This window comes from Paraburkholderia madseniana, assembly GCF_009690905.1.
Lineage (GTDB): Bacteria > Pseudomonadota > Gammaproteobacteria > Burkholderiales > Burkholderiaceae > Paraburkholderia > Paraburkholderia madseniana.
Genome location: NZ_VOSW01000023.1, coordinates 76,133 through 102,160, shown reverse-complemented (window position 1 = coordinate 102,160; position 26,028 = coordinate 76,133). Strand labels below are relative to the sequence as shown.

Annotated in this window: 21 protein-coding genes and 5 pseudogenes; 12 read left to right on the top strand and 14 right to left on the bottom strand. The window is 60.4% G+C overall.

The window, feature by feature from the left end:
- Positions 1–115, top strand: a pseudogene (locus FSO04_RS14430) (IS5/IS1182 family transposase); the annotation flags it as partial.
- 71 nt (positions 116–186) lie between these two features.
- On the opposite strand, the gene waaA reads toward FSO04_RS14430, so the two are convergent.
- From waaA to FSO04_RS14410, 4 genes are all read right to left on the bottom strand, one after another.
- Positions 187–1,506 carry a lipid IV(A) 3-deoxy-D-manno-octulosonic acid transferase gene (waaA, locus tag FSO04_RS14425; protein WP_154560323.1) on the bottom strand — a complete coding sequence of 440 codons (1,320 nt, stop codon included), beginning with the start codon at positions 1,504–1,506 and terminating at the stop codon, positions 187–189.
- Positions 1,507–1,582: 76 nt separating this feature from the next.
- Positions 1,583–2,467, bottom strand: coding sequence for a Kdo hydroxylase KdoO (locus FSO04_RS14420; RefSeq protein ID WP_154560322.1), 885 nt, complete (start codon positions 2,465–2,467; stop codon positions 1,583–1,585).
- 61 nt (positions 2,468–2,528) lie between these two features.
- A complete protein-coding gene (gene waaC / locus FSO04_RS14415) occupies positions 2,529–3,530 on the bottom strand; it encodes a lipopolysaccharide heptosyltransferase I (RefSeq protein ID WP_154560321.1) in 1,002 nt (333 codons plus the stop codon).
- A 162-nt stretch (positions 3,531–3,692) separates the two neighbouring features.
- Positions 3,693–5,087, bottom strand: a complete 1,395-nt coding sequence (locus FSO04_RS14410) for a phosphomannomutase/phosphoglucomutase (protein ID WP_154560320.1) — start codon at positions 5,085–5,087, stop codon at positions 3,693–3,695.
- A 304-nt stretch (positions 5,088–5,391) separates the two neighbouring features.
- On the opposite strand from FSO04_RS14410, the gene FSO04_RS14405 reads away from it, so the two are divergent.
- The 5 genes from FSO04_RS14405 to FSO04_RS14385 all read left to right on the top strand — a co-directional run bounded on the left by FSO04_RS14405 (position 5,392) and on the right by FSO04_RS14385 (position 11,320).
- A complete protein-coding gene (locus FSO04_RS14405; RefSeq protein ID WP_154560319.1) occupies positions 5,392–6,654 on the top strand; it encodes an oligosaccharide flippase family protein in 1,263 nt (420 codons plus the stop codon).
- On the top strand, positions 6,651–7,481 hold the full coding sequence (locus FSO04_RS14400) for a glycosyltransferase (RefSeq protein ID WP_154560318.1): 831 nt from the start codon (positions 6,651–6,653) through the stop codon (positions 7,479–7,481). Before FSO04_RS14405 ends, FSO04_RS14400 begins: the two co-directional genes overlap by 4 nt.
- A 51-nt stretch (positions 7,482–7,532) precedes the next feature.
- Complete coding sequence (locus tag FSO04_RS14395; protein WP_154560317.1) at positions 7,533–8,681, top strand: glycosyltransferase family 4 protein; 1,149 nt, start codon at positions 7,533–7,535, stop codon at positions 8,679–8,681.
- Positions 8,682–8,693: 12 nt separating this feature from the next.
- Entirely contained in the window at positions 8,694–9,716 is a 1,023-nt protein-coding gene (gene galE, locus FSO04_RS14390; RefSeq protein ID WP_154560316.1) for a UDP-glucose 4-epimerase GalE, read from the top strand.
- A gap of 173 nt (positions 9,717–9,889) precedes the next feature.
- Positions 9,890–11,320, top strand: a complete 1,431-nt coding sequence (locus FSO04_RS14385; RefSeq protein ID WP_154560315.1) for a mannose-1-phosphate guanylyltransferase/mannose-6-phosphate isomerase — start codon at positions 9,890–9,892, stop codon at positions 11,318–11,320.
- 158 nt (positions 11,321–11,478) lie between these two features.
- Here FSO04_RS14385 and FSO04_RS49015 read toward each other — a convergent pair.
- Positions 11,479–11,577: pseudogene (locus FSO04_RS49015) on the bottom strand (IS6 family transposase); the annotation flags it as partial.
- A 151-nt stretch (positions 11,578–11,728) separates the two neighbouring features.
- On the opposite strand from FSO04_RS49015, the gene FSO04_RS47485 reads away from it, so the two are divergent.
- The 5 genes from FSO04_RS47485 (at position 11,729) to FSO04_RS14365 (ending at position 17,112) form a co-directional block, all read left to right on the top strand.
- Positions 11,729–11,956 carry a toxin-antitoxin system TumE family protein gene (locus tag FSO04_RS47485; RefSeq protein ID WP_233464852.1) on the top strand — a complete coding sequence of 76 codons (228 nt, stop codon included), beginning with the start codon at positions 11,729–11,731 and terminating at the stop codon, positions 11,954–11,956.
- Positions 11,953–12,297 carry an HVO_A0114 family putative DNA-binding protein gene (locus FSO04_RS14380; RefSeq protein WP_154560314.1) on the top strand — a complete coding sequence of 115 codons (345 nt, stop codon included), beginning with the start codon at positions 11,953–11,955 and terminating at the stop codon, positions 12,295–12,297. The genes FSO04_RS47485 and FSO04_RS14380 overlap by 4 nt, the downstream gene beginning before the upstream one ends.
- Positions 12,298–14,338: 2,041 nt before the next feature.
- Entirely contained in the window at positions 14,339–15,358 is a 1,020-nt protein-coding gene (locus FSO04_RS14375) for an integrase domain-containing protein (protein ID WP_154560313.1), read from the top strand.
- A 213-nt stretch (positions 15,359–15,571) separates the two neighbouring features.
- Entirely contained in the window at positions 15,572–16,015 is a 444-nt protein-coding gene (locus tag FSO04_RS14370; RefSeq protein ID WP_154560312.1) for a hypothetical protein, read from the top strand.
- A gap of 224 nt (positions 16,016–16,239) precedes the next feature.
- A complete protein-coding gene (locus FSO04_RS14365) occupies positions 16,240–17,112 on the top strand; it encodes a hypothetical protein (RefSeq protein ID WP_154560311.1) in 873 nt (290 codons plus the stop codon).
- Between the two features lie 592 nt (positions 17,113–17,704).
- On the opposite strand, the pseudogene FSO04_RS14360 reads toward FSO04_RS14365, so the two are convergent.
- The 8 genes and pseudogenes from FSO04_RS14360 to FSO04_RS14325 all read right to left on the bottom strand — a co-directional run.
- Positions 17,705–18,275, bottom strand: a pseudogene (locus tag FSO04_RS14360) (Mu transposase domain-containing protein); the annotation flags it as partial.
- A gap of 120 nt (positions 18,276–18,395) precedes the next feature.
- Positions 18,396–18,773, bottom strand: coding sequence for a type II toxin-antitoxin system VapC family toxin (locus FSO04_RS14355; protein WP_154560310.1), 378 nt, complete (start codon positions 18,771–18,773; stop codon positions 18,396–18,398).
- The gene (locus FSO04_RS14350) at positions 18,773–19,009 is read right to left on the bottom strand and encodes a type II toxin-antitoxin system Phd/YefM family antitoxin (RefSeq protein WP_154560309.1); all 237 of its coding nucleotides are present in this window, start codon (positions 19,007–19,009) and stop codon (positions 18,773–18,775) included. Before FSO04_RS14350 ends, FSO04_RS14355 begins: the two co-directional genes overlap by 1 nt.
- A gap of 292 nt (positions 19,010–19,301) precedes the next feature.
- Positions 19,302–19,460: pseudogene (locus FSO04_RS14345) on the bottom strand (methyl-accepting chemotaxis protein); the annotation flags it as partial.
- Positions 19,461–19,587: 127 nt separating this feature from the next.
- A complete protein-coding gene (locus FSO04_RS14340; protein ID WP_154560308.1) occupies positions 19,588–19,869 on the bottom strand; it encodes a hypothetical protein in 282 nt (93 codons plus the stop codon).
- A gap of 47 nt (positions 19,870–19,916) precedes the next feature.
- Positions 19,917–20,285 (bottom strand): HVO_A0114 family putative DNA-binding protein, encoded by a 369-nt coding sequence (locus FSO04_RS14335; protein ID WP_199203030.1) that lies wholly within the window; start codon positions 20,283–20,285, stop codon positions 19,917–19,919.
- 103 nt (positions 20,286–20,388) lie between these two features.
- Positions 20,389–22,407 carry an AAA family ATPase gene (locus FSO04_RS14330; protein ID WP_233464851.1) on the bottom strand — a complete coding sequence of 673 codons (2,019 nt, stop codon included), beginning with the start codon at positions 22,405–22,407 and terminating at the stop codon, positions 20,389–20,391.
- Positions 22,408–22,444: 37 nt separating this feature from the next.
- On the bottom strand, positions 22,445–22,804 hold the full coding sequence (locus FSO04_RS14325; protein WP_154560306.1) for a hypothetical protein: 360 nt from the start codon (positions 22,802–22,804) through the stop codon (positions 22,445–22,447).
- 1,424 nt (positions 22,805–24,228) lie between these two features.
- Here FSO04_RS14325 and FSO04_RS14320 point away from each other — a divergent pair.
- A pseudogene (locus FSO04_RS14320) lies at positions 24,229–24,750 on the top strand (NAD-dependent epimerase/dehydratase family protein); the annotation flags it as partial.
- 854 nt (positions 24,751–25,604) lie between these two features.
- Here FSO04_RS14320 and FSO04_RS14315 read toward each other — a convergent pair.
- Positions 25,605–25,961, bottom strand: coding sequence for a hypothetical protein (locus tag FSO04_RS14315; RefSeq protein WP_154560305.1), 357 nt, complete (start codon positions 25,959–25,961; stop codon positions 25,605–25,607).
- Positions 25,962–26,028: the final 67 nt, after the last annotated feature.

The window sequence follows — 26,028 nt, the reverse complement described above, 5'->3', positions numbered from 1 at the left end:
CCGTCGCCTCGCACGTGATTACGAGCGACTACCCGAAACGCTTGCCGGGCTTCATTTCGTGGTCTTCGCAATACTTATGCTCGTTCACGCGGTGCCAGTACTTCAAAGTGCCTAACACGCTCTAAGCCCGAGAGGCGCGCTTTGAAGCTTTGAAGCTTTGAATTCGGGGCGCTTGCGCGTCTCCTCTCATTCCTCCGGCAACACCGCCATCAACACATCAACAGTCCGCGCCGTCGCGCCACGATGGCGCGCGGCAAACGCCGAAGCTGCACCGCCCATCGCCAGCCGCCTTGCCTTATCGCCGAAGAGCTCGCGCAACGCCCGCGCCAGATCAGCCGGATCTTGCACCTGCACCGCCGCACCCGCCGCGACCGCATCCGCAGTCGCTTGCGTGAAGTTGAACACATGCGGCCCGATCAGCACCGGCACCCCAACCGCGCATGCCTCAATCAGATTCTGCCCGCCCAGCGGCAGCAAACTCCCACCGATAAACGCCAGATCCGAAGCCGCATAGTAAGCGCCCAACTCGCCCATCGAATCGCCAAGCAGCACGTTGACGTCAGAAGGCAAAGCAAGCACACCGCCGCCTATAGCTGAAGCAGCACCCGACGCCACCGTCGCAGCAGGCGCCCATATCGAACGCCGCTCAAGACGCAAACCAGCCTTCTCGACCAGCCCCGCCACTTCATTAAACCGTTGCGGATGACGCGGCACCAGAATCAGCAACGCATCCTCGATACCCAGCGCCGCGAACGCCTGCAGCACCAGTTCCTCTTCGCCTTCACGCGTACTCGCCGCAACCCACACAGGCCGCGTGCCGATCGCCGCACGCCATGCATGACCACGCGCCGCCAATTCCGGCGGCGTGCTCATATCGAACTTCAAATTCCCAAGCACCGCGACATTACGCGCACCGAGTGCAGTAAGCCGCTCCGCATCCGACGGACTCTGCGCCAGCACTCGCGCAAACCCGCCGAACACATCCTTGGTCGCATGGCCGAACTTGGCTGCGCGCTTATACGAGCGCGCCGACATCCGCGCATTGGTCAGCACCAGCGGCACGTCCGCGCGACGGCATTCGTCGATCAGCGTGGGCCACACCTCGGTTTCCATCACCAGACCGAGCGACGGCCGCCACGCCCGCAAAAACCGCCGCACCACGTGCGGCATGTCGTACGGCAGATAACTGCGCAACACGCGGTCGCCAAAAATTTGCTCGCCGGTCGCGCGGCCACTCGGCGTCATATGCGTCAAAAGAATTCGCGCATCGGGACGCGCCTTCATCAGCGCATCGATCAACGGTTGCGCGGCACGCGTCTCGCCCACCGACACCGCATGCACCCAGATCAGCGGTGCATTGTCTTCCGGCAGCCGACCTCGCGAGTATCCGAAACGCTCGGCGATATGCTCACGATAGCCACGCTCCTTGCGCGAACGAATCAGCAAGCGCAGCACGGCAAGCGGCGCGACGATCCACCAGAGCGCGTTATAAATCGCCCTCAGCATCGGGACTCCGCACGCCCGAGCGTGAATCCGAATGCAAGCGCGCGTTTCACCGCACGATCGAAACAGACAGCGGCGCTCAAACGAGAGCCCTGCCCTTCAGGCGCTCGAGAATGCCGAGCGGTGCGCAGTCCGGCTGCGCCATCGCCTTGACCGGCAGGAAGAAGGTCTGCTCCAGCATGAACTGGCCGGACATCACCGCATGCGAAGTCTGGTCGGAGAAACACACCCACACGCTACCCGGCGGAAACGGCATGGTCTCCTGCGGGCTCGACTTCTGATACTCGAGATCGGCCTTCATGCCGTCGTGGAGATTCAGCATCAAATGGTCGTATTCGCTGCGCGGCGACTTGGTCACATGCAGCAGATTCAACAGCCACGCCGAGCCCGGCATCTGCGGTTTGATGCGCGGCAGGAAGCGCTTGGCCATATCCTCGAACGGTTCGCCGACGCGCCACACGCGCGGTGCGCCATGCGGATTCACGTTGGTGAACACGCGCAGAATGCGCTCGCCGTAATTCGGCCGCGACGGAAAGGCGTCAACATGCAGACGGCTGTCGTCCTTACGCCAGGACGTCTCGCGCCCTTCCACCTGATGCAGCCGCAGGCTCGTCGGCGCGACGCGCAACCTGCCGTTGTATTCAGGAAAGAGCCCATCGACCAACGTACGCGCGTTGGACTGATAACGCGCGATCAACGCGCGCACCGCCGATTGCGTAACCGCATCGCCGGCCACGCCATGCAGCGCGCCGCCGTTCGGCTCAAGACTGATGTTCTTGCGGCTCGGATCGGCCAGTGCGGGATCGAGCAAGGCCTGTTCGCCGCCTTCGATGGCAAAGCTCAGGTTCGGAAAGTACAGCACCTTGCCGCGTTCGACGCCGGCCAGCAGCATCTCGCGCGGCACGGACAGATTACGTCCGTGCCAGTCAGCGTTCGCTACTTCGATGATCTGGGTTTCGTTCATGGTCGCCCTTGAAAACGGATGGAGCGTAAGGCGAAGCACACCGCATTACAGCGCTACAGCATTAGAGTAGGCCGAAACCGGCCAGCGCGGACTTCACTTCCTGCAGCGTGGGCGGCTTGCCGGCCGTGCCGAGATTGACGACGTTCGGCGACCAGTAGCCGCCCGTACGCCATGCGGTGGCGAAATTGTACAACTCGACTGTCGGCCGCTTCAGCGCCGCCGCAATGTGAACTAGACCTGTGTCAACGCCGACTGTCGCGGCGGCGCCTTCGATCAGGCCGACCACCGCCGGCAACGACAGCTTGGGCGGCACGATCGCCGCACCGCCGAATTCCTTCGCCAGACGCTCGCTGGTGACGCGCTCTTCCTCGCTGCCCCACGGCAGCACGATCGACGCGCCGCGCCGCACCAAAGACTGCCCAAGTTCGATCCAGGCGGTGTCGGGCCACTGCTTGTCGGCGCGCGAGGTGGCGTGCACAAACACGACGTAAGGCACCGGCAGATTCAGATTCGCTTCCGACAAAGCCAGCGCCGCGCGCCCGGAGTCGATGCCGAAGTCGATCTCGTCGGTGGGTTGCGGCTGCGGGTCGTCCAGCGCCGCGGCCACCAGTTGGCGCGTACGCTCGACCACATGGGTGCGCGGCTCGATCGGCACGCGTTTGTCGTAGAAGAAGCGCACCGGCCATTCGAAGCCCGCGCCGTCGGTACGGTTCGCGAGGCCGACCAGCGGCCCGCGCGCCATGCTCGCGACCCACGCGGTCTTGATGAGCCCCTGGCAGTCGATCACGAGGTCGTAGTTCTCGGCGGCGAGCGCGCGGCGAAACGCGCTGATCTCGCGCCAGTTGTCGACCGAGAGGATGCGCTTGCGCCAGCGCCGCAGCGACACGGGAATCGCCCGCCGCACGCCGCTGACGAGCCCCACGAGGCCCACGAAGCTTTCTTCGACGAGCCAGTCGATCTGGGCCTCGGGATGGCGGCGTCGGATGTCGGCGATCACCGGCATGTTGTGAACGACGTCGCCCAATGACGACACCCTCACGATTAGTATCTTTTGCACGCTCAAGTGTGGGAAAACCGGCTATCCGGCCCGAAGATGCTATGAAAGGACGGCAATTCTATCGCGACACAGGTAAATGGCATGAAAAAACGCGGCGCGGTAAGTGAAACCCGCGCCGCGTTCGACAGCAACCGCGGTTCACGAAGAACCGCGCCGCCGCTGGAGCTTTTAGAACGGCAGCTTCGCGTCCGGCTTCTCCGCCATGATTACGCGGCGGAAGTCTTCCTGGATGCGCTTGAGCGCTGCGTCGCTATCGGCTTCGAAACGCATGACCACCACCGGCGTGGTGTTCGACGAGCGCGCGAGGCCGAAGCCGTCCGGGTACTCGACACGCAAGCCGTCGATCTTCACGACGTCGTCCGCGCCGGTGAACGTCGCGTTTTGCTGCAAACGCGCGATCAGTTCGAAGTTTTCGCCTTCTTCGAGCTTCAATTGCAGTTCCGGCGTGGAATTCGAGTTCGGCAGCGTGTTCAACAGCTTGCTCGGATCTGCCACACGCGTCAGGATTTCCAGCAGCCGCGCGCCCGTGTACAGGCCGTCGTCGAAACCGTACCAGCGGTCCTTGAAGAACACGTGGCCGCTCATTTCGCCCGCCAGCGGTGCGCCGGTTTCGCGCAGCTTCGCCTTGACCAGCGAGTGGCCGGTCTTCCACATCAGCGGTTCGCCGCCCTTCTCCTTGATCCACTTGCCCAGATTGCGCGTGCACTTCACGTCGTAAATGATCTGCGCGCCCTTGTTGCGCGACAGCACTTCTTCGGCGAACAGCATCAACTGCCGGTCCGGATAGATGATCTGGCCGTCTTTGGTGACGACGCCGAGACGGTCGCCGTCGCCGTCGAATGCGAAACCGATTTCAGCGTCCGTTTCCTTCAGCGCGCGGATTACGTCCTGGAGGTTTTCCGGGTGAGCCGGGTCCGGGTGATGGTTCGGGAAGTTGCCGTCGATTTCGGTGAACAGTTCCACCAGTTCGCAGCCGAGCTTCTTGAAGAGCTTCGGCGCGAGGCCACCAGCCACACCGTTGCCGGTGTCGACCACGATCTTGATCGGGCGTGCGAGCTTGACGTCGCTGGTGATGCGATCCAGATAGGCGTCGGCGATGTCGTACTCGGTGTACGTGCCGCTGCCCGCAGAGAAGTTTTCGTCGACGATGCGCTGATGCAGCGCGAGGATCTGCTCGCCGTAAATGGCCGCGCCGCGCAAGACCATCTTGAAGCCGTTGTAGTCAGGCGGATTGTGGCTGCCCGTCACGACGATGCACGAATCGACGCGGCGCTCGCCGCCGTCGAGCTGCAACGGCACGCTGGCCGCGAAATAGCCGACCGGTGTCGGCACCATGCCGACGTTGACTACGTCGACGCCAGCCGCACGCAGACCGTCCGATAGCGCCTGGATCAGATCGGGACCCGAGAGGCGGCCGTCACGCGCCACCACCACGGCGTCGCCGCCTTGCGCCCGCACTTCGCTGCCAAAAGCGAGACCGATCGAACGCGCTGCGTCAGTGTCGAGCGTCTTGCCGATCACACCGCGAATGTCATACGCCTTGAAAATAGATTTGGAGATCATGTTGGCTCACTTGCGTGCAATGGAAAAATTTGACCGGCGTATTGCCGAGGGATCGGTAAAACTACCTGCTAAACCGAGCGATGCGCCCTTGCCGGAAGCGATCCGGTTCCAACTTATAATTGCGCCTTTCGGACATGCCCTAATAGACATCCATTCTAATGCTTAGACGCCCTGCTTTTGCAATGTTGCCGCGACAGTCGGCCAGGTGGGCTGTTACACATTGCGCCCTGGCGCACGTTGCGTCCCCCGCACAACACATGCAACACCTACAACGCGTGCAACCGCATAGGCGAGTGTCCGCCGGATGCTGACGCTCAAACGCTTCGCCAATCCGGACGTCACGCGCGCCTTCACCAACATCGTCTGGCTCGGGCTGGAGCGGCTCACGCAGATCGGCGTGGCGATCGCCATCAGCGGCATGCTGGCGCGCTACTTCGGGCCTGACACCTTCGGCAAATGGCAGTACGCGAACACGCTGCTGCTGGTGCTGTCGCCGATCACCTGGGTGTGCGGGGCGGAAATTCTGGTTCCCACCATCGTCGGCCGGCCGCCAAGTCAACTGGGTACGGTGCTCGGCAGCGCCTTCGCGCTGCGCTTTTCGGTGTCCGTGGCGGCGCTGCTGCTCACGTGGCTCGGCATCGCGCTGCACTTTTTCGACCCGCTGGTGGGCGCCATGCTCGCCGGCCTCGCGGTGACGATGCTGTTTCGCGAACCGTTCGTTGGCGTGATCAATGCGTGGCTGCAAAGCATGACGTACAGCAAGCCGCAGTTGCTCACCAGCATGAGCACCGCGGTGCTGAAGGCCGGTGTCGTCTATCTGATGGTGCGCGCAATGGCAACGCCCGCGCGCTTTGGCTGGCTGTGGGCGGTCGAATCGGCGGCCATTGGCGCGGTTCTGCTGATCTATTACACCGGCCGGCATGGCGGCAAACTCGGCTGGCACCTCGATCGTTCGCTCTTCAAGCACTTCGCGACCGCGGGCACGGTGTTCTGGATCGGGCTGATCTGTATGTATCTGTTCCTGAAACTGGACCGACTGATGCTCGAGCGGGCCATTTCTTTCGCCGACCTCGGGCGCTATTCCGCCGCGCAGCAGTTGAACGAAAACTGGATCACGCTCGCGCTGATGCTTGCGCAGACGATTGCGCCCGCCTTTGTCTACCGCGTACAGGATGCCGCGCAATTGCGCCGCAACGTGTGGCGGCTGACCGCCATGACTGCCGCGCTGATGGTAAGCGGCGCGATCGTGCTGGATTTGCTGGCGGGTTTCATCATCCGCCGCGTGTTCGGACCGGACTTCGAAGGCGCCATCGAGATTTTCCGCTGGGCCGTGTGGCTTTCCGTGCCGGCCGGCATCGAAGCGATCGGCAATCTGATCGTGCTGAAATATCAGGCCAAATTCGTGTTGCTCTCGAAGTGGCTGCTGGCGCTGGCCGTTGCGTTCGTGGTCAATCTGCTGGCGATTCCGCGGCTTGGCGCTTACGGTGCGCTGGTGGGCCTCGCGGCCGGTTATCTCGCCGCCGCGTCAGTTAATCTTTATTACATTCGTTTCAAATTGCGCCCATGACGAATTCATCCGCCGCCGCGCAAATGTCTCTCGACGACGTCGCCGTCCTGATGCCGGCGTACAACGGCCAGGCCGACGTCGACCTCACGCTGGCCTCGTTCAGCGAAAGCGCGTTGATCCATGTATTGATCGTCGACGACGGCAGCACGCCGCCGATCGTCGCGCCGGCGATCGCCAACATGAAGATCGAAGTGCTGCGCATGCCGCAGAACGGCGGCATCGAGCGCGCGCTGCAAACCGGCATCGACGCCCTTGCGCAGCGCGGCTTTCGCTACGCAGCACGCATCGACGCGGGCGACCGCAGCGTGCCGCAGCGCCTGGCCAAACAACGCGTGTTCATGGAGTTGCATCCGCAAGTGGCCGGCCTCGGCATGTGGACGCAGGTCGTCACGCGTGAAGGCAAGCCGCTTTTCATGCTGACGCCGCCCGCCGAACCGAACGAGATCCGGCGCCTGCGCTTCTTCCGTTCATGCCTCGCGCATCCTTCGATGATGCTGCGCATCGACGCAGTGCGCGCGGTCGGCAACTATCGCGCTGCGTATCCTTCCGCCGAAGACCTCGATCTGTTCGTGCGCCTGATGGCGCGCTACGACTGCGCAAACCTGCCGGAACTCGGGCTCTACTACGAGCTGAACGAAGGCGGCATCAGCGCGACCAAACGGCGCCGCCAGGTCAGCTCGACGCTGCGGCTGCAACTGCGCTACTTCAACGTCACCAATCTGTACGACTGGCTGGGTCTCGCCAAAAATCTGCTGCACTTCGTGACGCCTTACCGCGCATTGCAGCGGGTCAAACGCACGCTGCTCGCGCCGCGTGCGGGCCATTGATTCCGTTATGCCGTCATTCACCCTGTCATTCACCGTCGAGCCCGTTCCCGCATGAAGCCTGCCTTGAAATCGACACCCGCGCTACGCATTACACTCGTCTGTAACACCGCCTGGGCAATCTATACGTACCGGCAAGGGCTGATCCGCACGCTGGTTGGGCGCGGCGTCGACGTGACGGTGCTCGCGCCGCGCGACCGCACGTTCGAGCTGCTCACCGCGATGGGCTGCCGCTGCATCGAATTGCCGGTGGCGTCGAAAGGCACCAGTCCGCGCGAGGACCTGCGCACACTTTTGTCGTTGTATCGTTTGTACAGAAACATCCGCCCGCACGTTGTGTTCCACTACACGATCAAGCCGAACATTTACGGCTCGGTCGCCGCGAAACTGGCGGGCGTGCAGTCGGTGGCGGTGACGACCGGGCTCGGTTACGTGTTCATCCAGCACAGCCGCGCAGCGCAAGTCGCCAAGAAACTGTACCGTTTCGCCTTCCGCTTCCCGCGCGAAATCTGGTTTCTGAATCGCGACGACCAGGCCGCGTTTGTCGAGCAGAATTTGTTGGTGCATCCTGAGCGTGCGCGTCTCCTGCACGGCGAAGGCGTCGATCTCGAACAATTCGCCTTCACGCCGCTGCCGGAGCGGACGGAATTCAAGTTCGTGCTGATCGGGCGGCTCTTGTGGGACAAGGGCGTGGCCGAATATGTCGAAGCCGCGCGGCGCTTGCGTGAACGTTATCCTCAGGCGCGGTTCCAATTGCTCGGCCCGGTTGGCGTCGACAATCCGAGCGCAATCACACGCGAAGAAGTGGCCGCGTGGGAGCAGGAAGGCATCATCGAGTATCTTGGCGAGGCGCACGACGTGCGGCCTTTCATCGCCGATGCGGATTGCGTCGTTCTGCCTTCCTATCGCGAAGGCGTGCCGCGCACGCTGATGGAAGCATCGGCGATGGGCCGGCCGATTGTTACGACGGATGTGCCCGGCTGCCGTGAAGTGGTGGCGGACGGCGTCAATGGATTGCTGTGCGAAGTGCGCAATGCCGCGAGTCTCGCGGAGAAGCTGGCGCAGATGCTCGACATGAGCGGCGCCGAGCGCCGTGCAATGGCAGAACGCGGCCGACAGAAAGTCGCGAAAGAATTCGACGAACGCGTGGTCGTCGAAACGTATAAAGACCTGGTGCAGAAAATGACGGGCGTTTTACTTTAACGGAGTAACAGCATGACCACGAAGGGTACGATTCTGGTAACGGGCGGCGCAGGATTTATCGGCTCGCACACATGTGTCGAACTGCTCAACGGCGGTTACGACGTCGTGGTAATCGACAATCTCGTGAACAGCAACCGCGAATCGTTGCGGCGCGTGGAGAAAATCACGGGCAAGGTCGTGATTTTCTACGAAGCCGACGCACGCGACGAAGCGGCGCTCAACCGTATTTTCGACGCACACGCGATCACCGGCGCGATTCACTTTGCCGCGCTGAAGGCGGTGGGCGAATCGGTCGCCAAGCCGATCGAGTACTACAGCAATAACGTCGGCAGTTTGCTGACGCTGCTCGGCGTGATGCGCGATCGCAATGTGAAGCAGTTCGTGTTCAGTTCATCGGCGACGGTGTATGGCGTGCCGAAGAGCTCGCCGATCGACGAATCGTTTCCGCTGTCGGCGACCAATCCTTATGGGCAGTCGAAGCTGATTGCCGAGCAGGTTTTGCGTGATCTGGAAGTGGCGGATGCGTCCTGGCGGATCGCGACGCTGCGCTATTTCAATCCGGTTGGCGCGCATGAGAGCGGGTTGTTGGGGGAGGATCCGGCTGGTATTCCGAATAACCTGATGCCGTATGTGGCGCAGGTTGCTGTCGGCAAGCTCGAGAAGCTGCGGGTGTTCGGTGGCGACTATGAGACGCCGGATGGCACCGGCGTGCGGGACTATATCCACGTTGTTGACCTGGCGCGTGGGCATCTGGCGGCACTGGATGCGCTGGTTAAGCGTGATGCCAGTTTTGTGGTGAATCTCGGGACTGGGCAGGGGTATAGCGTGATCGACGTCGTCAAGGCGTTCGAGAAGGCTTCGGGGCGCCCTGTGCCTTATGAGATCGTGGCGCGGCGACCGGGTGATGTAGCTTCGTGTTTTGCGGATCCGGCGGCGGCATTGGATGTACTCGGCTGGCGCGCGGAGTTTGGGATCGAGCGGATGTGTGCCGATCACTGGCGGTGGCAGGCGGCGAATCCGCACGGATTCGCCTGAGTCGATTTCGCCTGAGTCGATCAAAGCTCGGCGGCGGCGCGCTCTTGCAGTTGTCATGCAAAGCGCACGGGGCGTGCCGCCATTCTTGAGCACGGGCGTGACTCAATGCTTCGTCTTATGCTTGCGCTAAGATGGGCATCTACAAAAATAAATCTGAGGGAGGAAGTGAGACCATGAACATTCATCCAGTGATTCTTTGCGGCGGAAGCGGTACCCGACTTTGGCCGATGTCGCGAGGCGGATACCCGAAGCAGTACCTCAGATTGACCGGCGAAAACACGTTGGTTCAACAAACTGTATTGCGCCTGCGCGGCATCAGGAACGTTGCGGCTCCCATCGTCGTCACGAACAATGACCAGCGCTTTCTGGTCGCTGAACAGTTGCGACAGGTGGATATTGCACCGGCATCGATCGTACTGGAGCCTGTCAGCCGTAACACCGCGCCGGCCATTGCGGTTGCCGCGCTGGCAGCGATGCGCGAATCCGCGGAATCCATCCTGCTCGTTCTGCCATCGGATCATGTCATTACCGGCGAGGCGGCGTTCGTCGAGGCAGCCGAAGCCGCGGCTAAGATCGCCAACGACGGTTATCTGGTCACCTTCGGCATTGCACCAACTGAGCCGCACACCGGTTATGGCTACATCCGTGCGGGTGCACAGCTTGACGGCGACACCCATGCGTTCGCGGTGGACGCATTCGTCGAAAAACCGGATGAGGCCACGGCGCAGCGTTTCCTTCGTGAAGGAGGTTACTTCTGGAACAGCGGCATGTTCATGCTGCGGGCTTCGACCCTCATGGAAGAACTGCGCCTTTACGAGCCAGAAATCGCTGCACAGGCAGAACTGGCGCTCGACGGGGCGCAGCTCGACAACGACTTCACGCGCCTCGACGCTAAAGCCTTCGCCGCCTGCCCGAACATTTCGATCGACCACGCCGTGATGGAGAAAACGAAACGCGCAGCGGTCATTGCCACAACGAACCTCGGTTGGAACGATATCGGCTCATGGACTGCGCTTGCTGACATTGCAGAACACGATGCTCAGGGCAATTCACTTCTCGGCGACGTCCTCACCGAGGCGATGAGCAACTCATACGTGCGCGCGGAGCATCGACTGGTGGCCGCCATCGGTCTCGACAATGTCGTCATCATCGAAACCGCTGACGCCGTACTGGTCGCCAATCGGGACCAGGTGCAGGACGTCAGGAAAATCGTTGCCCAGTTAAATGCGGCGGGCCGCCACGAGTCAGTCACGCATCGTCGTGTGGCACGTCCCTGGGGCTCATACGAAGGCATCGACAGCGGCGATCGCTTCCAGGTGAAACGCATCGTGGTCCGCCCTGGCGCGCAGTTGAGCCTGCAAATGCATCATCACCGTGCCGAGCACTGGGTCGTTGTGAAGGGCACGGCACTCGTGACGAACGGTGACAACGAGATCATCCTGACAGAGAACCAGTCGACCTACATTCCACTTGGAATCACGCACCGCCTGAAGAACCCGGGCAAGATCCCGCTCGAGTTGATCGAAGTGCAATCCGGCGCCTATCTTGGCGAAGACGACATTGTGCGATTCGAAGACACATATGGGCGGGCGGAAAAGGCATAACGCCCATAAGAATCTGACAACTCAATAAGGCGTTGTCACATCAAGGTGTTCGCGTCGCAGTAGTGCGATGGACGGAGCTTTCCTTAAAGGCGGGACGGATTCTGGGTAAGCCCGGTGAAACGATGCCACGCAGCAAGGCGTTCGCCGGGTTGTTTGCGCTGGAGGCTCAATTGAAACCGGATATACCCGCGAACGGCGCAACTGATGATGGCGCCCGGGAATCGATGGCGATAGTACAGTGACGTGCTTGTCTTCATCGCATCACGCTACCAGCTTGACCGGTTACCGTGACACCGCCGCTCGCCGTCCTCGAACTCATCCACGATCTACGCGAACGTATCACCTGAGATACCTCTATGAACCCGTGTTTGAGGACCGGTCGGCATACCCCGGCGGGAGGGTCTCGACATGCGAATCGGGCGCCTGCCTGACGCGGACGACGAGAGACCACACGGCCTGACGTACAGACTGTTTTATGGTCGGGATGGCGAGCGAATCATCGGTTACGACAATGGGCGGGCAAAGGCAGAGCACCGGCATTATCGGGACCGCGAAGCGCCCCGCGCCTTCACCACAGTCGAACAGGTGGTTGCTGACCGTATAGATGATGCGGAACGCGAAAGGAGCGGGAAATGAACAAACTGAATGTGCATGCAGGCACCCTGCGCGATATGGGCGACCGCTTCATCAATGCCTGGAATCGCGCGGAGGCAGGTGATGACATTAAGGCGCAGCACGTAACGTTCTTCACGTGGGAAGCGCTGAGCGCGGCGCTCACGCCCAAGCGTCTGGAACTGCTGCGCCATCTGCACCGGGAAGGCGCGAAAAGCATCAGCGCCCTCGCGAGGACACTGGAGCGCGACTATAAGCGCGTCCATGAAGACGTCACGGATCTGGAAGCAGCTGGACTGATCGTGCGTGAAGGCAATCGGCTGAGCGCACCGTGGGACACGCTGGCGACAGACGTAGCATCATGACAAGGAGCGCGGCAGCGCGTCCTGGCCGGGATATCCCGGCGACGGGAAGCCGGCCTCAAGATGGCCGGCTACTTTTTTGTCAACCAGCAAACCGTCCGTGGAGCAGCACGGATCGTGCCGCCCTGCCGGCGCATTGACTCAGGGTGCTGGTTACCGGCCAGCGTCGTCATCTGATCTGCTAACCGTCGGACTGCCCGCAGGAGCGACTGATGACGAGGCGACTCAGCATGACGACGCGACGGGTCGCTGATTGAGGCAGGCGCATAGTGGTAACGGGGCAACCGGCTGGGAAAATGCCTGATTCTGCACGAGCCCTTAGCGCTGACGGGCTACCACCGGCAGGACGTGATGTGTCGCTTTTTTGCGACACTGGCTCGCGCGCTCTTGCCTGCCGGCGTATTTGTATGATTGAATTACCCTTATCGCAGTACCCGTATTACGTCGCCTCTCATCAGGCAGTTTCACCGGTTCCCGCCCGCTGCTCAGGGCTGAATCGTAATGGTTTGTGCGATGGTCATTTTGTCCATCCTTGTGAAATGAACAAGTGGTCGTGGCTTATCTGACGATCACGGATCATGAAAGTAAAAGCTGTGTTGTTACGGCTGATTGACCAGGAAGATTGCAGCAGTCTGCCGGCGTGTTTGCGTGCGCAGGTTCTGTCTGCAGTATCTTTCTCAACAAAATGGACGCGAAAGACATAGCCATGTGGCTCTTCAACCGTCCAGACGGGAAGTTCGGATATCAGGCGAGCCGCATGCATATGCGGTGAGCATGTATTGTTATGGCTGGAGCCATCCTGCCTGACAGCGTATCCATAGGACTCACCAGACCGCCTGCATCAGCCGCAAGGCTGCACTGTTTTCTGCGGTCGATAAACTCTTCATTTTAATCAGGCATGATTCACCGGTTCCCGCCTGCTGTTCAGGGCTGAATCGTAATGGTTTGCGCGATGGTCACTTTTGTCCATCCTTGCGAAATGAACAAGTGGTCGTGGCTTATCTGACGATCACGGATCAGAAGTAAAAGCTGTGTTGTTACGGCTGAATGACCAGGAAGATTGCAGCAGTCTGCCGGCGTGTTTGCGTGCGCGGGTTCTGTCTGCAGTATTTTTCTCAACAAAATGGACGCGAAAGACACAGCCATGTGGCTCTTCAACCGTCCAGACGGGAAGTTCGGATATCAGGCGAGCCGCATATGCGGTGAGCATGTATTGTTATGGCTGGAGCCATCCTGCCTGACAGCGTATCCATAGGACTCACCAGACCGCCTGCATCAGCCGCAAGGCTGCACTGTTTTCTGCGGTCGATAAACACCTCATTTTAAACTGTAATATCACGTTCGGTGCAGCCCATAGCTGCAGTCAGGATAGTCATACGTTGCTGTAAGTCACCGCTTTCGCGGTGCCGCGACTGACCGTCCGGCTGCCCTGCTTCGAGCCCCGCCTCGCACCCAGCGTCTACACGCCGTTACTGGCATTCTCCGAGCCCCAATCGCAAGCAACCACTCCTGACCCAGGACACGTTGTATGCATTCCGTGCAGATGTCCTGCGCGCACCCGCGGCTCCCTCCGACTCCCAGCAGACATTGCACTGAGAATCTCAAACCGGATCTCGCCGGTTCTCCCAACTTAACTCCAGATTCCCCTGCACATCAGCTACCCATCAACAGCAACCGCAATCCCGGACGGCAGTGCGCTTCGCCGCAGCCCGGGGAGCGCCACCTCTGCCATTGGCATCCGTGGCCCCAACGCAAATACCTGCGAAGTCCGCGCCCAGAGCTGCACCTGATTTCCGCTGGATGAGTATGCCCACCCAGCTTTGCCGCGGAGTGACTGATGACCACTTGCATGCTGCCTCGCCCGCTTCACCCGCTTGACTCGCTTCATCCGTTACACAAACACCCGAGCCACACCGCACCGCACAGTGCAGTGCAGTGCAGTGCAGTGCAGTGCAGTGCGAGGATTGCTGACTGACGATAGCTGTGCGTTTCCCCGCACAGATACGCATGGGCCCGCCCGTGCAATCTCAAAAGGAGCAGAAAAATGAGCTGGCATTCAAACTATATGCACGAAATCGGGTGCGGCAAGCGTAGAGCCCAAGGTGCCTTTGCGAGTCATCGCAACACGATGTGCGAATTCACTGCATTCGCCCGCTTCATACGAACTCTCGGTATCAAGCCCAGGCGCGTGAAGGACACACCCGAGTTCGCAATCCTCCTCTATATCCAGCACTGCGTCGCGAGGGGTGTTGCGCCGGGGACAGTGCGCAATACGGCCACGGAAATCCGGTGCGCCCTTAGGCGCGCCGGCCGCAATATTGACTATCTGACCAACGCCGCGATGGGAATTTCTTCGCGCGACCGCAACGGCCAGAAAAGGGCGTTACTGCCGTCTGAAGTCGATGCGTTCGTCGCGCGCGCCGCGCGATTGAACATGGGGTTCGCATTGCTGCTTCTGCTGCAGCGCCTGCTGGGCCTCCGCCGACTCGAAGCGCTGCGCAGCGCATCGGACCTTCAACTCTGGCTCGACTGCATCACTGCCGGTGACCACACCGTCCTAGTCACCCGCGGCGCAAAGGGCGGCAGGCGGCGAACGGTCACGATCCTCATGCAACGGCGCGAAGAAACAATCCGGGTCCTACGTTCAGCTGTTCAGTACTGCAATGCGAATGGTGGCCAACTGATCACGGGCCGCCGCAACTCGCTTGAGAGCGCCCTGAACAAATTGAAGGCACTCTATACCGCCATCGGCATGACGGGACAGACGTCGTCGCATGCAGCACGTTATTCGTACGCACAGGACAAGGCGCTCGAATACCTCCAAAGCGGCATGGATGAACACGCGGTGCTCATTCATGTGAGCGCCGATCTTGGGCATGGACCATCCCGTCAGTCCTTCACGGCTCGCGTGTACCTGCGTGGAATTCTTTCGCATTTTTCGAGAATCATGCAGGGAAGCCGTTTTATGGGTTGCGCACGATACCTGAGCGAAGTCTTGAACGACCTGCGGAGCCCGAATTCCACCGAAAAGACGCGCAGAAAGTCTCGCTGGACAAGAAAATGAAACCGGTGAGTGATAGTACACGTGTGCGATGCGACATCGATTGCAATTCGCATTATATGGAATCCTCTTCAACCCAAGCCGGACAAAATCTACTGGGAGCACCGCAGTTCACTTTCAGGAAAACGACGCACCCGGCACTAACGTGCACTACCTTTCGTTTGACCTTACCAACCACATTCACGCTATCCACCCTCAACCCCAGAGCCTATTCCTATGCATTACCCTGACCTGAAACAGCAGATCGAGCTCATTGTCAACTCTTACTCGCGAGACGGCCAGTTCGCCCGGCTGATGAATCCCGCGTGGGAGACCTTTGAGGCGTTTATCGCAAGCCAGCACGCCGCTGACCTGAAGAGCCTCGATGAAATCCCGACGTCGCTATTCGCGCCGTTCGTCGCACACTGCGAGGCTTCGCCGATGCCCGACTCACAACTCATCATGGTGCTCGCGGCAGTGCGCACACTGCTGGTTCTCGCAGGTCGCGATCAGCGCGATCTTGCCGGTCTGGTCGCCCCGCGCAAGCGCAAACGTGTGAAAAACGCCGACAGCGGTGCCTATCAGTTTGAATATTTCCCCAAAGACTCTGGCGCGAGCCCGGAAAACGTTGCGGCGGACACCGGGAGCACGAGGAACAGCACGAACGACGAACCTCACTAGCGATGAAATGCGATGACTTTGGCTCCCCAGACATCAGGACCCGCCATGAAAAGTGACACCGCCAATTCCTGCGCCCGGGGGCCGCCGGGCCCGATGGCTATCGACAGCGCGGCATTAAAACGACGTCCCGGCGAGTACATTGACCATCGCGGCGCTCCCAGCCAGAAGGGGCGGGAGCCGGCGTCAGGTCTGTCGCCAACAATCCACCTTCCACACTGCTACAGATGAAACCACAATACATTCTTCTCACCGCACCGAGCACTACCGATAACCTCGAAACGGTCTGCTCGCTGGCGCAGGCACATTTCGGCGGGCAGGTAGTCACCGTCAGCAATCAGCGTGGCAGCAACGCAAATGCTGAACCCGACACACACCGCTTCACACCTGCTCGATTCGAGGAAAGCTACAGGAAGCTTAGCTGCACATCCGGCCGCGCTATCCTCTGCATTGCCCCCTCCGGCTTCGATGCACTGTGCGAATTTGCATGTCAAACGCCCGGAACGCTCGGCGACCTCCACAGCATCGTCATCACACTCACCCCTCGCGATGAGTCCCAGCGTGGTGCGATCACACAGATCGCGAAGCTGACCGAGGCGGGCATGGTGCCTGGGCAACTGCGCATTCTGCGCACCGGTGTCCCGGCCATGAAGTCGGGTCAGGAAAGCACGGGGTGGTTCGAGACCCTCGATACCTACCTCGCCCAGAACCCACAATTCATGAACTGCACCTCGAACGCAGTCATTCAGGAATCCAATGTAGTCTCGGCGCTGGAGCGGGCCCACTTTGCGATCGGTGACGCCATGCGGGAGTCCGTCAACTATGAGACGTTGCTGGCTGAGGCTCACAGCCAGGGCGCGGGCGAGGGTGAGCTGGCCGGGCTGGTCGACCGGATGATTCTCCAGAGGCGATTCCAGGCACTCAAGCCTGCGCTCACGCGAGCGCTCGACATGGTGCTGCCGCAGGCCATCCCGTCTGTGGCCTCCCACGAGCAAGCTGGCGAAGAACGGGCTGCCAAACCGGCCGCCAGCGAAGTCGCGCCGGAGTCAACATCGGCGGGTCACTTCGCCGACGAACCACAGGGTTTCAAGCCGGTGTAGTTCCGCTCACTTACCGGCGCGAAACATGTGAAGTGAGCACGTGCGCCCTCGCGGATGAAGCAAATCCGGAACGCATGATTTTTCCACGTTCTGGACTATGGGTGACGTCGTTCCTGTCACAGCTACTGACCCACAGGATTGCCCGCGAAACGTTGCTCGTCCACCGCGATCATCTTTTGAGGCTCGCGGTGGATGGCGACAATCATGATGGCAATGCGCAATGCGACCAGCCATGCAACTTGACGCTAGCCATCGGGGCGCTATCCATCAAGGGCGTCGCATCCAAGTCCGTCACGTCGGTTCAGATCCCGGGACGCGCAGGAGCGGCGCCATAGGTGGACGATCGTGAAAGGTGCACCGTTGGTACTGAAAATGAGGATGCGGCGAGCGCATGAGATGGGTCGGCGTGCGAATGACGCAGAAGGGAACTCGGGAAGAGATGGGCAGAAGAAACCCGTGCGGCGAGCCGCCCACACCGTCCCGGGTGTGGGCGCAAAGCGGATGGCAAACTACAGCCTATTTTTTAGGTTCGTCAGCCATCGCGCGACGACAACCAGCGGCTGGACATCATCAAGGAATACGACAAGACATTCTGGATAGCGCGGCGGCAGGCAGCTTCGAGCCGGTCGCGCCCGTAGTCCTTGCCCATGCGCAGCACCGCCCAGGCAGGTGCGATAGGCTTGTTGCGGGTGCTTGCGAGCGCCCAGCAGATGCTGAATGACGGCCGCCGTGTGCGGACCGATGTCGGCCGCCCAGTTACGCAGCCGATCCGGATCCCAGCCCTTGGCGACAGCCAGGTGCTCCGGCGGCATGTGCACGTCGATCGTGGTGTGGTACCGACGGCGAGCGCTTTTGCCGTGAGCGGCAATGCGCTGGCCGCGATGGAAAATCTCGACGGTGTTGGCTATGTGACGCATGTCGACCTGTTCGCGCGCATAGCGGTACGGGGCACCGAGTAGTAGTGCTGGTCGAGCTCAACGTGATAGTCCGACGCGTGCGACCTGCCACTCCGCGTACTGATAGCGCCGCTCGGGCAGCGGCCTGAGTGCGGGACAATCGATCTCGTCGAAGACGCTGCGGCGGGAGCCGGGCAATTTCTTGAGGGACCGGTTGTTCAGATCGCTCAGCAACGCGGCGAACGCCCGGTTGGCCTCGTCCAGGCTGGGCGGCGACAATTGTCCTGGCCGGCGACGACGATAGGTCCGATCGGCTCGGCGTCTGGCAGGCGCACTTCGCGCATATGATCGCAGCAAGACTGAAACTCTCTTCAGGTAGTACTTTTCCTACACGGTGATGACCAGATCGGTGTACCTGGACAGATGGCCGTCCGAAGTCACCAAACGTAATGGTTCCGACAGAGCCTGTGCGACCAGAAGCCGGTCGAACGGATCGCGATGAATGTCCGGCAGATCGCGAACCATCGCCGCATGAACCGCCCGCACGGGCAACTCCGAAAAGCCGCTCGCTTCGATCTCGGACACCAGCAAGTTCACGTCCACGTCGAGCTTGCCAAGCCCTGCCTTGATCGACGCCTCCCAAATACTGGCGCTACTGACGAAAACATCGTCCGCGTCCAGTATCAGCTTGCGTGCCGCTTTGGTCAGCTTGCGGTCGTCCGTGACCGACCAGAGGAAAACATGCGTATCGAGAAGCAGTCGCATCAACGGCCCTCGAATGCTGCGATGACGTCATCGGGTAGCGGCGCATCGAAGTCTTCCGCGATCCGAACCTTGCCTTTCAGGCCGCCGAACCGGCGCACCACCTTGGCCCGCTCCATCGGGACCAGGCGCGCAGCCGGTTTGCCGGCCTTGGCAATCACAATTTCCTCGCCGCTGGCTGCGGCATCGACCAAGCGCGAAAACTGCGTCTTCGCTTCATGAATATTGACCGTTTGCATAACTGCTCCTAGTGGACTAAGCCCACTTTAGTCCACATTGTTCCAGTGGTCAATACGTTCCGGTATCCAGCACGCAAGGGATGTGCGCCGACGAGTCGGCGTAACTCACTCATGCCAAACGGCCGTGGGCCGGCAGCAGGCGGCCAGTTTTGGCCGATCGCGACTTATCCTCAAAGCGGTCGCCCGGCCTCTACGGGGGTATGACATTGCACTGAACCGGAGTTTTGGCACAAAAAGGGAGTTCGGATAACCAGGTTAGCCGCCTTCAAGTGCTCGCCAAATGATTCGTGCCTGCGTTCAAAGCCAGGATATTGGTCTGAGAGGCGATCCCCTCGATCATGCCGATGATCTCGGCCACCTTGCGCGATGACTCGGTGATTCCGTCCATCGTTTTGGTGACGCGCGACACCACGGCGCCGCCACGCGTCACCGTAACTGGCGCGCCATGCGCAAAGGTCGGTGGTATCAGTGACCCAAGCCACCGACCTCCGCAGTGTTTAGAGTCGCAGGAAGCTTCGCCGGGGGCGAGGGGGTCCCAAAAAGCTTTCGTCCTCGTCGCAACATGGTCACCTCGCCTGTCACTGCAGCCACATGATCGCGTTTGTCGAGATGCCATCTCCCAGAGCGTTAATGAGGTCGCGTCTTGAATCGAATTCCATGAACCAGCCCAAGACGTTGCCATGAGCGTCACGCGGAAACAGACACACCGCCCAGTGCGCCGGGTCGCGTACGATCCCGTCCATCCCGTCGCCGCCCTGGGGAGCACTGACGAGGTACAGACCATCTACTTCGATGAACGCACCGGAGGGCAGCTTCCCGTCCGCCGGAACCGACTGATACTCGAGACGGCTGATTCGCATGGTGCCCGATTCATGGAAAGCAAATACCATTTCGCATGTGTCCGTGTTCAAGACTGCGCCACCCTGTGTTCAGCATGCGGGAATTGCAACCGGATCCTGATGCCATCGAACTCGAACAGGTAACGTGCATCCCGATCGAGGTCGATGATTTCTGACTCGAGAAGCGCTTCGAGATCGTGTCCTGCCATCGTCCTGCCACGCTTGAGACGCATGGCAATCGCCTCCGCCGTCATCGGTCCTTCGTCGTGCAGCAGCAGCCGGATGATCTCCATGCGTTTCGCAGTAATGGTCCTCAGCAACCCCTCTAACTCATCGAAGAATATGCATGTTGAATCGGGGTGTTGACCGTCGAGGATTGCGTCCATACGCTCTTGCATGGCGTCAAACGAAGTGGTCTCGAGGATAAGAAGTCGCACCGTCATTCCTTCTCTATAGGGAGATGCGCGCCGCTGGTGGCGCACATCGTGACGATATCGCGCCAACTCTGGAGTGCAAGGCGACACGCTTCCGGTACTGTCTTCAGCCCAGGGCGAAGCTGCTGCGCAACGCGGTACGCACATCCTCCGCGGTGATCACCGCAGTGCCTTCGCGTAGGTGCCGCACCGCTGCGGCGTCAATGGTTCGCTGCAACACCGCGTCAGCATCCGCAATCGAATGGCCTTTCAGGCCGGCGACAGCGCAGTCCATCGTGTGGCGTGAGATGGCGAACACGTCGCCCGCCATGATCCTGAAACGCATGCGGACGTAGGACGCCAGGGCTTCATGCCCTGGTACCGAGAACGCGACCTTCTCTTCAAGTCGCCCGCCACGAAGCGCAGCCAGGTCGAGCGCGTCCTGATGGTTCGTTGCGCAGATGTACAGAACGTCCGGCACCCGCCCGTGCGCACCGTCCAGTGTCGTCAGCACCTTGTTTGTGACCGGGGCGACGCCTGACATACGGCGCTCGCCCAGCACATCGTCCGCCTCGTCGATGAAGATGATCGCGGGTCGCAGGTCCTTCGCGTCGCTGACGAGCCTGTCCCACGCGCAAGGGTTCGCGAGCAGTTCGGCTCCCGTCGTCTTCAGGAACGCGTACCCACTGGCTTTAGCGAGCGCCATGGCCGCCTGTGTCTTGCCAGTACCCGGCGGCCCGTAGAACAGCACGCCGCGCGGCAAGCTTCCGCCGAGCCGCTCGAGGCCGTAGGCGTGTCGCAGCCTGAAGGCGAGATCATGCAGATCGTTGCGCGAGACATCCGGCATGATGATTTCGTCGATCGACTTCACGTTTTCAGGAAGCCTGCCTTTCGAGCCCTGTAGGCGTCGCATCGCGCGCATCGCAACATCGAAGCTCAGGCTGCCTTCGCCGATGACGCCCTCACGACGCATGTCAGCCAGCTCGCGCCCGACCGATGCGAGCCGTGCGGCGCTGAATCCCTCCCAGCGCGCTGCGAGATTTGCGAGCATCGGTGCGGTGAGCGCATGGAAACCCATTGCTTCGCCTACCGAGCGACGGAGTAAGGCCTTGCGGGCTTCGAGATCTGGCGGGGGCGCTTCAACCTTGAAGTCAAACCGGCCTTCGCGAATCGCCGCGCTATCCAGTGCGGCGATGTTGTTTGTCGCGGCGACCAGGACGATTCGCGTGCCGCGCAGGCGTACGATCTCAGTGAGCATCACATTCGTGAGGTCCCGGTCCATGTGGTGTGTTCCGTCCCCGCGGGGTTTGACGTAGCTATCAAATTCATCGATGAAGAAGACCCCGTGGCCGAGCTCCAGTGCCTGGGCGAATGCAGCCTTGACCTTCGCCGGCGTCTCATTGATCCACTTGCTTGCGACCGAACCGTAGTCGAGCGCGAAAAATGGCACGCCCAGTTCGCCTGCGAGCGCCTCCGCAAACATGGTCTTGCCGTTGCCGGGCTCTCCGAACAGGAGGATGCCGTTGCGCGCGCGCTCCGGATTTCCGATAACTTCGCGTGCGGCACCCAGCAATCTCGCTTTCGTCTCAGCCATCCCGACGATCTGGGAGAAATCGAAACGCGGTTGCGCGACGAGTTCGTCAAACCTGTAGCCAGGTTCAGCGGCACGAACCGGCTCAGGGGCGGACGCAGGCGCTGCTGGCTGCGACGGCCGCGTCGGTGACGCTGCTCCGGGAGGAAAGACAGCCTGGAAGTAACTGTCGCGCCAGGCGTCGGGGATGTTTGCCCTGCGGGTTGACGGCGAGAGCGGATGGGCCCGTCGGTACAAGACGCGTGCCACCAGCGCGAGCACCAGACCCCCGACGAACGCCGTCAGCCATGGGTGATCCAGATGGACAAGAGATTGAAGCGCCGCCAGCCCGAGCATGAAGAGGGCGATGCGCCGAACGAAGTGATATCTGTGATACAGGAACCAGAACAGCGCCGCCAGCGCGACAGCGACGCCCAGTATCAGGGGGCGGTTTCTGGCATGCATCAGCTTCCCTGAAGCGAGTTCATGCAGGATCGCATGTGCCCAGCCATACAGCGCTGTCGCAAGCACGAAATGCAGGACAAGTCCGGATACAGAACGGACAAGGTGTCTCATGGTTGCTCCTGGTAAAAGTGGAAAGGACGTCCGCTGGTCAGCGCAGCCACGGCTGTAGGAATTCCTCGCACGCCTCGTGAATGATCCTGCGCACGACCTCTTCCCACTCGTGCCGCGTCCAATACATCGTGAACAGCATCTCGATGCCTAATATCGTCGCACCGGTCCTGATCATCGACATCAAGGCGGACACGGCTCCGTATGCGGCGGAGCCGAAGAGCAACTGCAACTGCTCTGCTCCCCACACCGCGGCAAAACATGGGACTAGCACCGTCAGGTACGGACCAGCCAGGCCGATGGCACCCAGGGTGTTCAATAGCCAGTGGAAATACCACGGGATTTCTGCGTAAGCCGGGTCAATGAAGTTCAGACGGGACTGAGGACGATTGCTCTGCATGACGTTTCTCCTTGATGAATGGGACAGGTGGTTCGTTCAGATGCGAAGAACACAGACCCATCGTCGCGCACGAAAAGGCGGATGCAAGTCGGCGAATCGGGACGCGCAGGAACGGCTCTGTGGATGGACGACCGCGAAAGGCGCACGGTGAGCGGATATTGGAGATGGAGACGCGGCGTGCGCACGCGAAGGATCGCGGCGCGGATGACGCAGAAAAGAAACTCGGGAGGGGACCGGCGGAAGGAATCGTGAGGCGAGCCGCCCACACCGTCTCGGGCGTGGGCGTAAAGCGGATGGCAGACTACATCTTATTTTCTACTACGCAGCCATCGCGCGACGACGACCAAGGGCTGGACGTAATCAAGGAATATGGCAAGACATTCTGTCCAGAAGACGTGCCAGTAGGATCGAAGGTTTCCCATGTGTGTTTCCTCGCTTGAATTGGTGAGAATCATTGCGTGGCGCGACAGCTAACGGGGTTGTCCGTCGCACGTCTTCTCACAGCGTTCGAGACAATCGTGCTGCACCGCGTCCGACGTTGACAGTGCGGGAGGGGAATGCGCGATCCATAAGCATATGGCGACGACGCCACTGCTCAACGTCGCCGTCGCGATGGCGAGCAATGGAAGACCGATATTGCCGTTGTCGCATGGAAAGAGATATTGAGCTAGTTTTCGTAAAATATTCATTCGGATTCCATTTTATTGAGTGTTGAAGTGAGACTATTGCGCGGCGGAAGAGACAGATAACCGACGCAATGCCAGTCTCTCTTCTGAATAACTGAACGCAAACGTCACGAGTGCGTGTTGCCGAACGCCTGATTTCAGATCAGCAAAGCACGCGGCCGGATAAAATGAACCTACTTTTTGCGGCTGCAGGTCAGGCGGCACGCTACGGCGACTGGTAGTTTGATGCACTCCATGAAGAGGGCGAGATACTCGCCCCAGAACACGCGCCGGTATCTGTGGATATTGGTCATCGGGTTACCTCAATAGTGACGCACTGCAAGGCGCGGTCCAGTGATGGAAATGAAGATCGCGTTCCTTAATCGTGAGCGCCGCGCGGGCTAAACGAAAGTCGTCTCTTCACCCGCCTGCCGCTCACTTTGCTCAAGGCAAGCGCCGCGTGTCATGTGCCGATTGATCAGTGACGGTGGCGCATTCGTCACCCGGCAGCCGATAACGGCGACACGACGGACAAGCCGCCGTAGCGCACGATGCTCCTGTCGGGCGGAAAGAGATGTTCAGCAAGTCGTTTTTTCATTTTCGTGAGGATCCCAGTCTGGTTGATGTTGGTTAATGACCGTGAATCTGCTGATACAGCCAGCGCACAATCGCGAGCCAAGTGTCAGGGAAAATTCAGCGAATGCAGGAAGACGCCGCCTTTACACGATGAGCCATCGGGCACAATGCGGAAACCGAGGCTTCGCGGCGTTGAAGGCAGTCGGCGGATCGCCGCGAGGCCTATCGAGCTCTACCGCAATAACCTCGTCAGTCTGCTGACCTTGCTCGACGTGATGCGCGCTCGATGTGAAGCAGTTTGTGTCCAGTTCGTCAGCGACCGTTTATGACGTGCCGAAGAGCTCGCCGGCCGATGGGTCGTTTCCGCTGTCCGCGACCAATCCATATGGGCAATCAAAGCTGATCGCCGTGCAGGTGCTGCGCGATCTGGAAATTTCGGACCCGAGCTGGCGGATTGCGACGTAGCGTTACCTCAATCCGGTGGGCGCGCATGATGGTGCTTTGATCTGCGAAGATCCGGCTTGGATTCCGAACAATCTGATGCCGTATGTAGCGTAGCTGGCGTTTGGCAAGCTCAATAAACTACGGGTTTTCGACGGCTAGAATGAAACGTCGGATGGCACGGGCGGGTATAACTATATTCACCTGGCGAATGTGGCGCGCGGACATCTGGCCGCGCCGGATGCTCTGGATGCTCTGGATGCTCTGGTCAAAGCGTGACGCTAATTTAGCAACCTCGGGCACTAGTCCGCACCCTGGCGGCACCTGGCACGGCGAGTGCACGAAAGTAAGGTCGACGCGTTGAATCGGTTCGGCGTTTCACCTCAACAATTCAGGTTCGAAGACAGGCTCGGACAGCGATCAACGCCCGCGATGCCGTGCGCCCGTTCAAACAATGTCATACTCTGGTACAGCTGTTCAGGTGCACGCTATTGCCTGCACAATTGGCGCGAGGCGCCGCTCCAATGGCGCATGCGGCCGCGATAGCGTTTCTCTGGACGACGCCGACGTGTGCGAACGCGCACTGGCTTCAATCTGCGACGTTTCCCGAGTCGCTGGCGATACGGAAGCCGGCTCATACGCTCCAGCCGAGCGCGAATTCGCCGATGCCAGATTGCAAGCACTTCCGGCGGAATGGATGCGGCGATATAACCCGTTACGCCAGCGTCTGTCACCTTGATGACCTCCGCGCCGTTGGAATGAAAGATGAAACGTTTGATTTCCATTTTGTGGTCCTATGAGAATGGCGATCCGTCGCCACGGTGCGCAGCTTGCGAAATTGCCCATTAAGTCAGGAGATCTGATGCCTACGATCTAGCTGCTGCCGCTCGGTCCACCTACGTCTTCGACGCAAGGACAGGTCAAGGATCACATGGGGTCCCCGAAACGCAAGTCGGGGCTCGCACTTGGATGAAGGAGCGGAGCTGCGCGATACCGTGAAGTGAATTCCGGATTGACAGTCAGGGAGCCTCCGGCGATGACAAGGCATTCTCACTTGCCGCACTTCGTCACGCCCTCTAGCGGCCTTTACGAGAAGAACATCACCCCAAGTGCATCAATTAGCGCTCGCGCAAATACTCCGGCCAGCGAGCATACGTTGAGTCGGCGGGTGCCTTACGCGTCACGGATCTAATGTTCTCGATCGGCATCCAGTGCGCGCCGCATTCGAGCTGGGAAACGATATCCCAATATTCGTTCTCGATCGCGAGGCACTGGGCTGCGCGCGCACCATCCGTAATGGCGTAGAGTCGCCATTGGGCTGGCCACTGGCTCTCGCCTTCCAGGCGGAAGCGCAGTTGCCCATCGATAAGGATGTTGAAAATGCCTGGACGGTCAGCGACTGCTTGAATGCGGTCCGTGTACCGCTGGCGAGTTGTTCGCCCAGTTGAGAAGAGACGGCGAGGAGGCAGTGACATGGAAATCTCTGTAGATTGAAGAAGTATCCTCAGTCTCCTATGAGCACTTCGTCATGCAAGCGGGGAA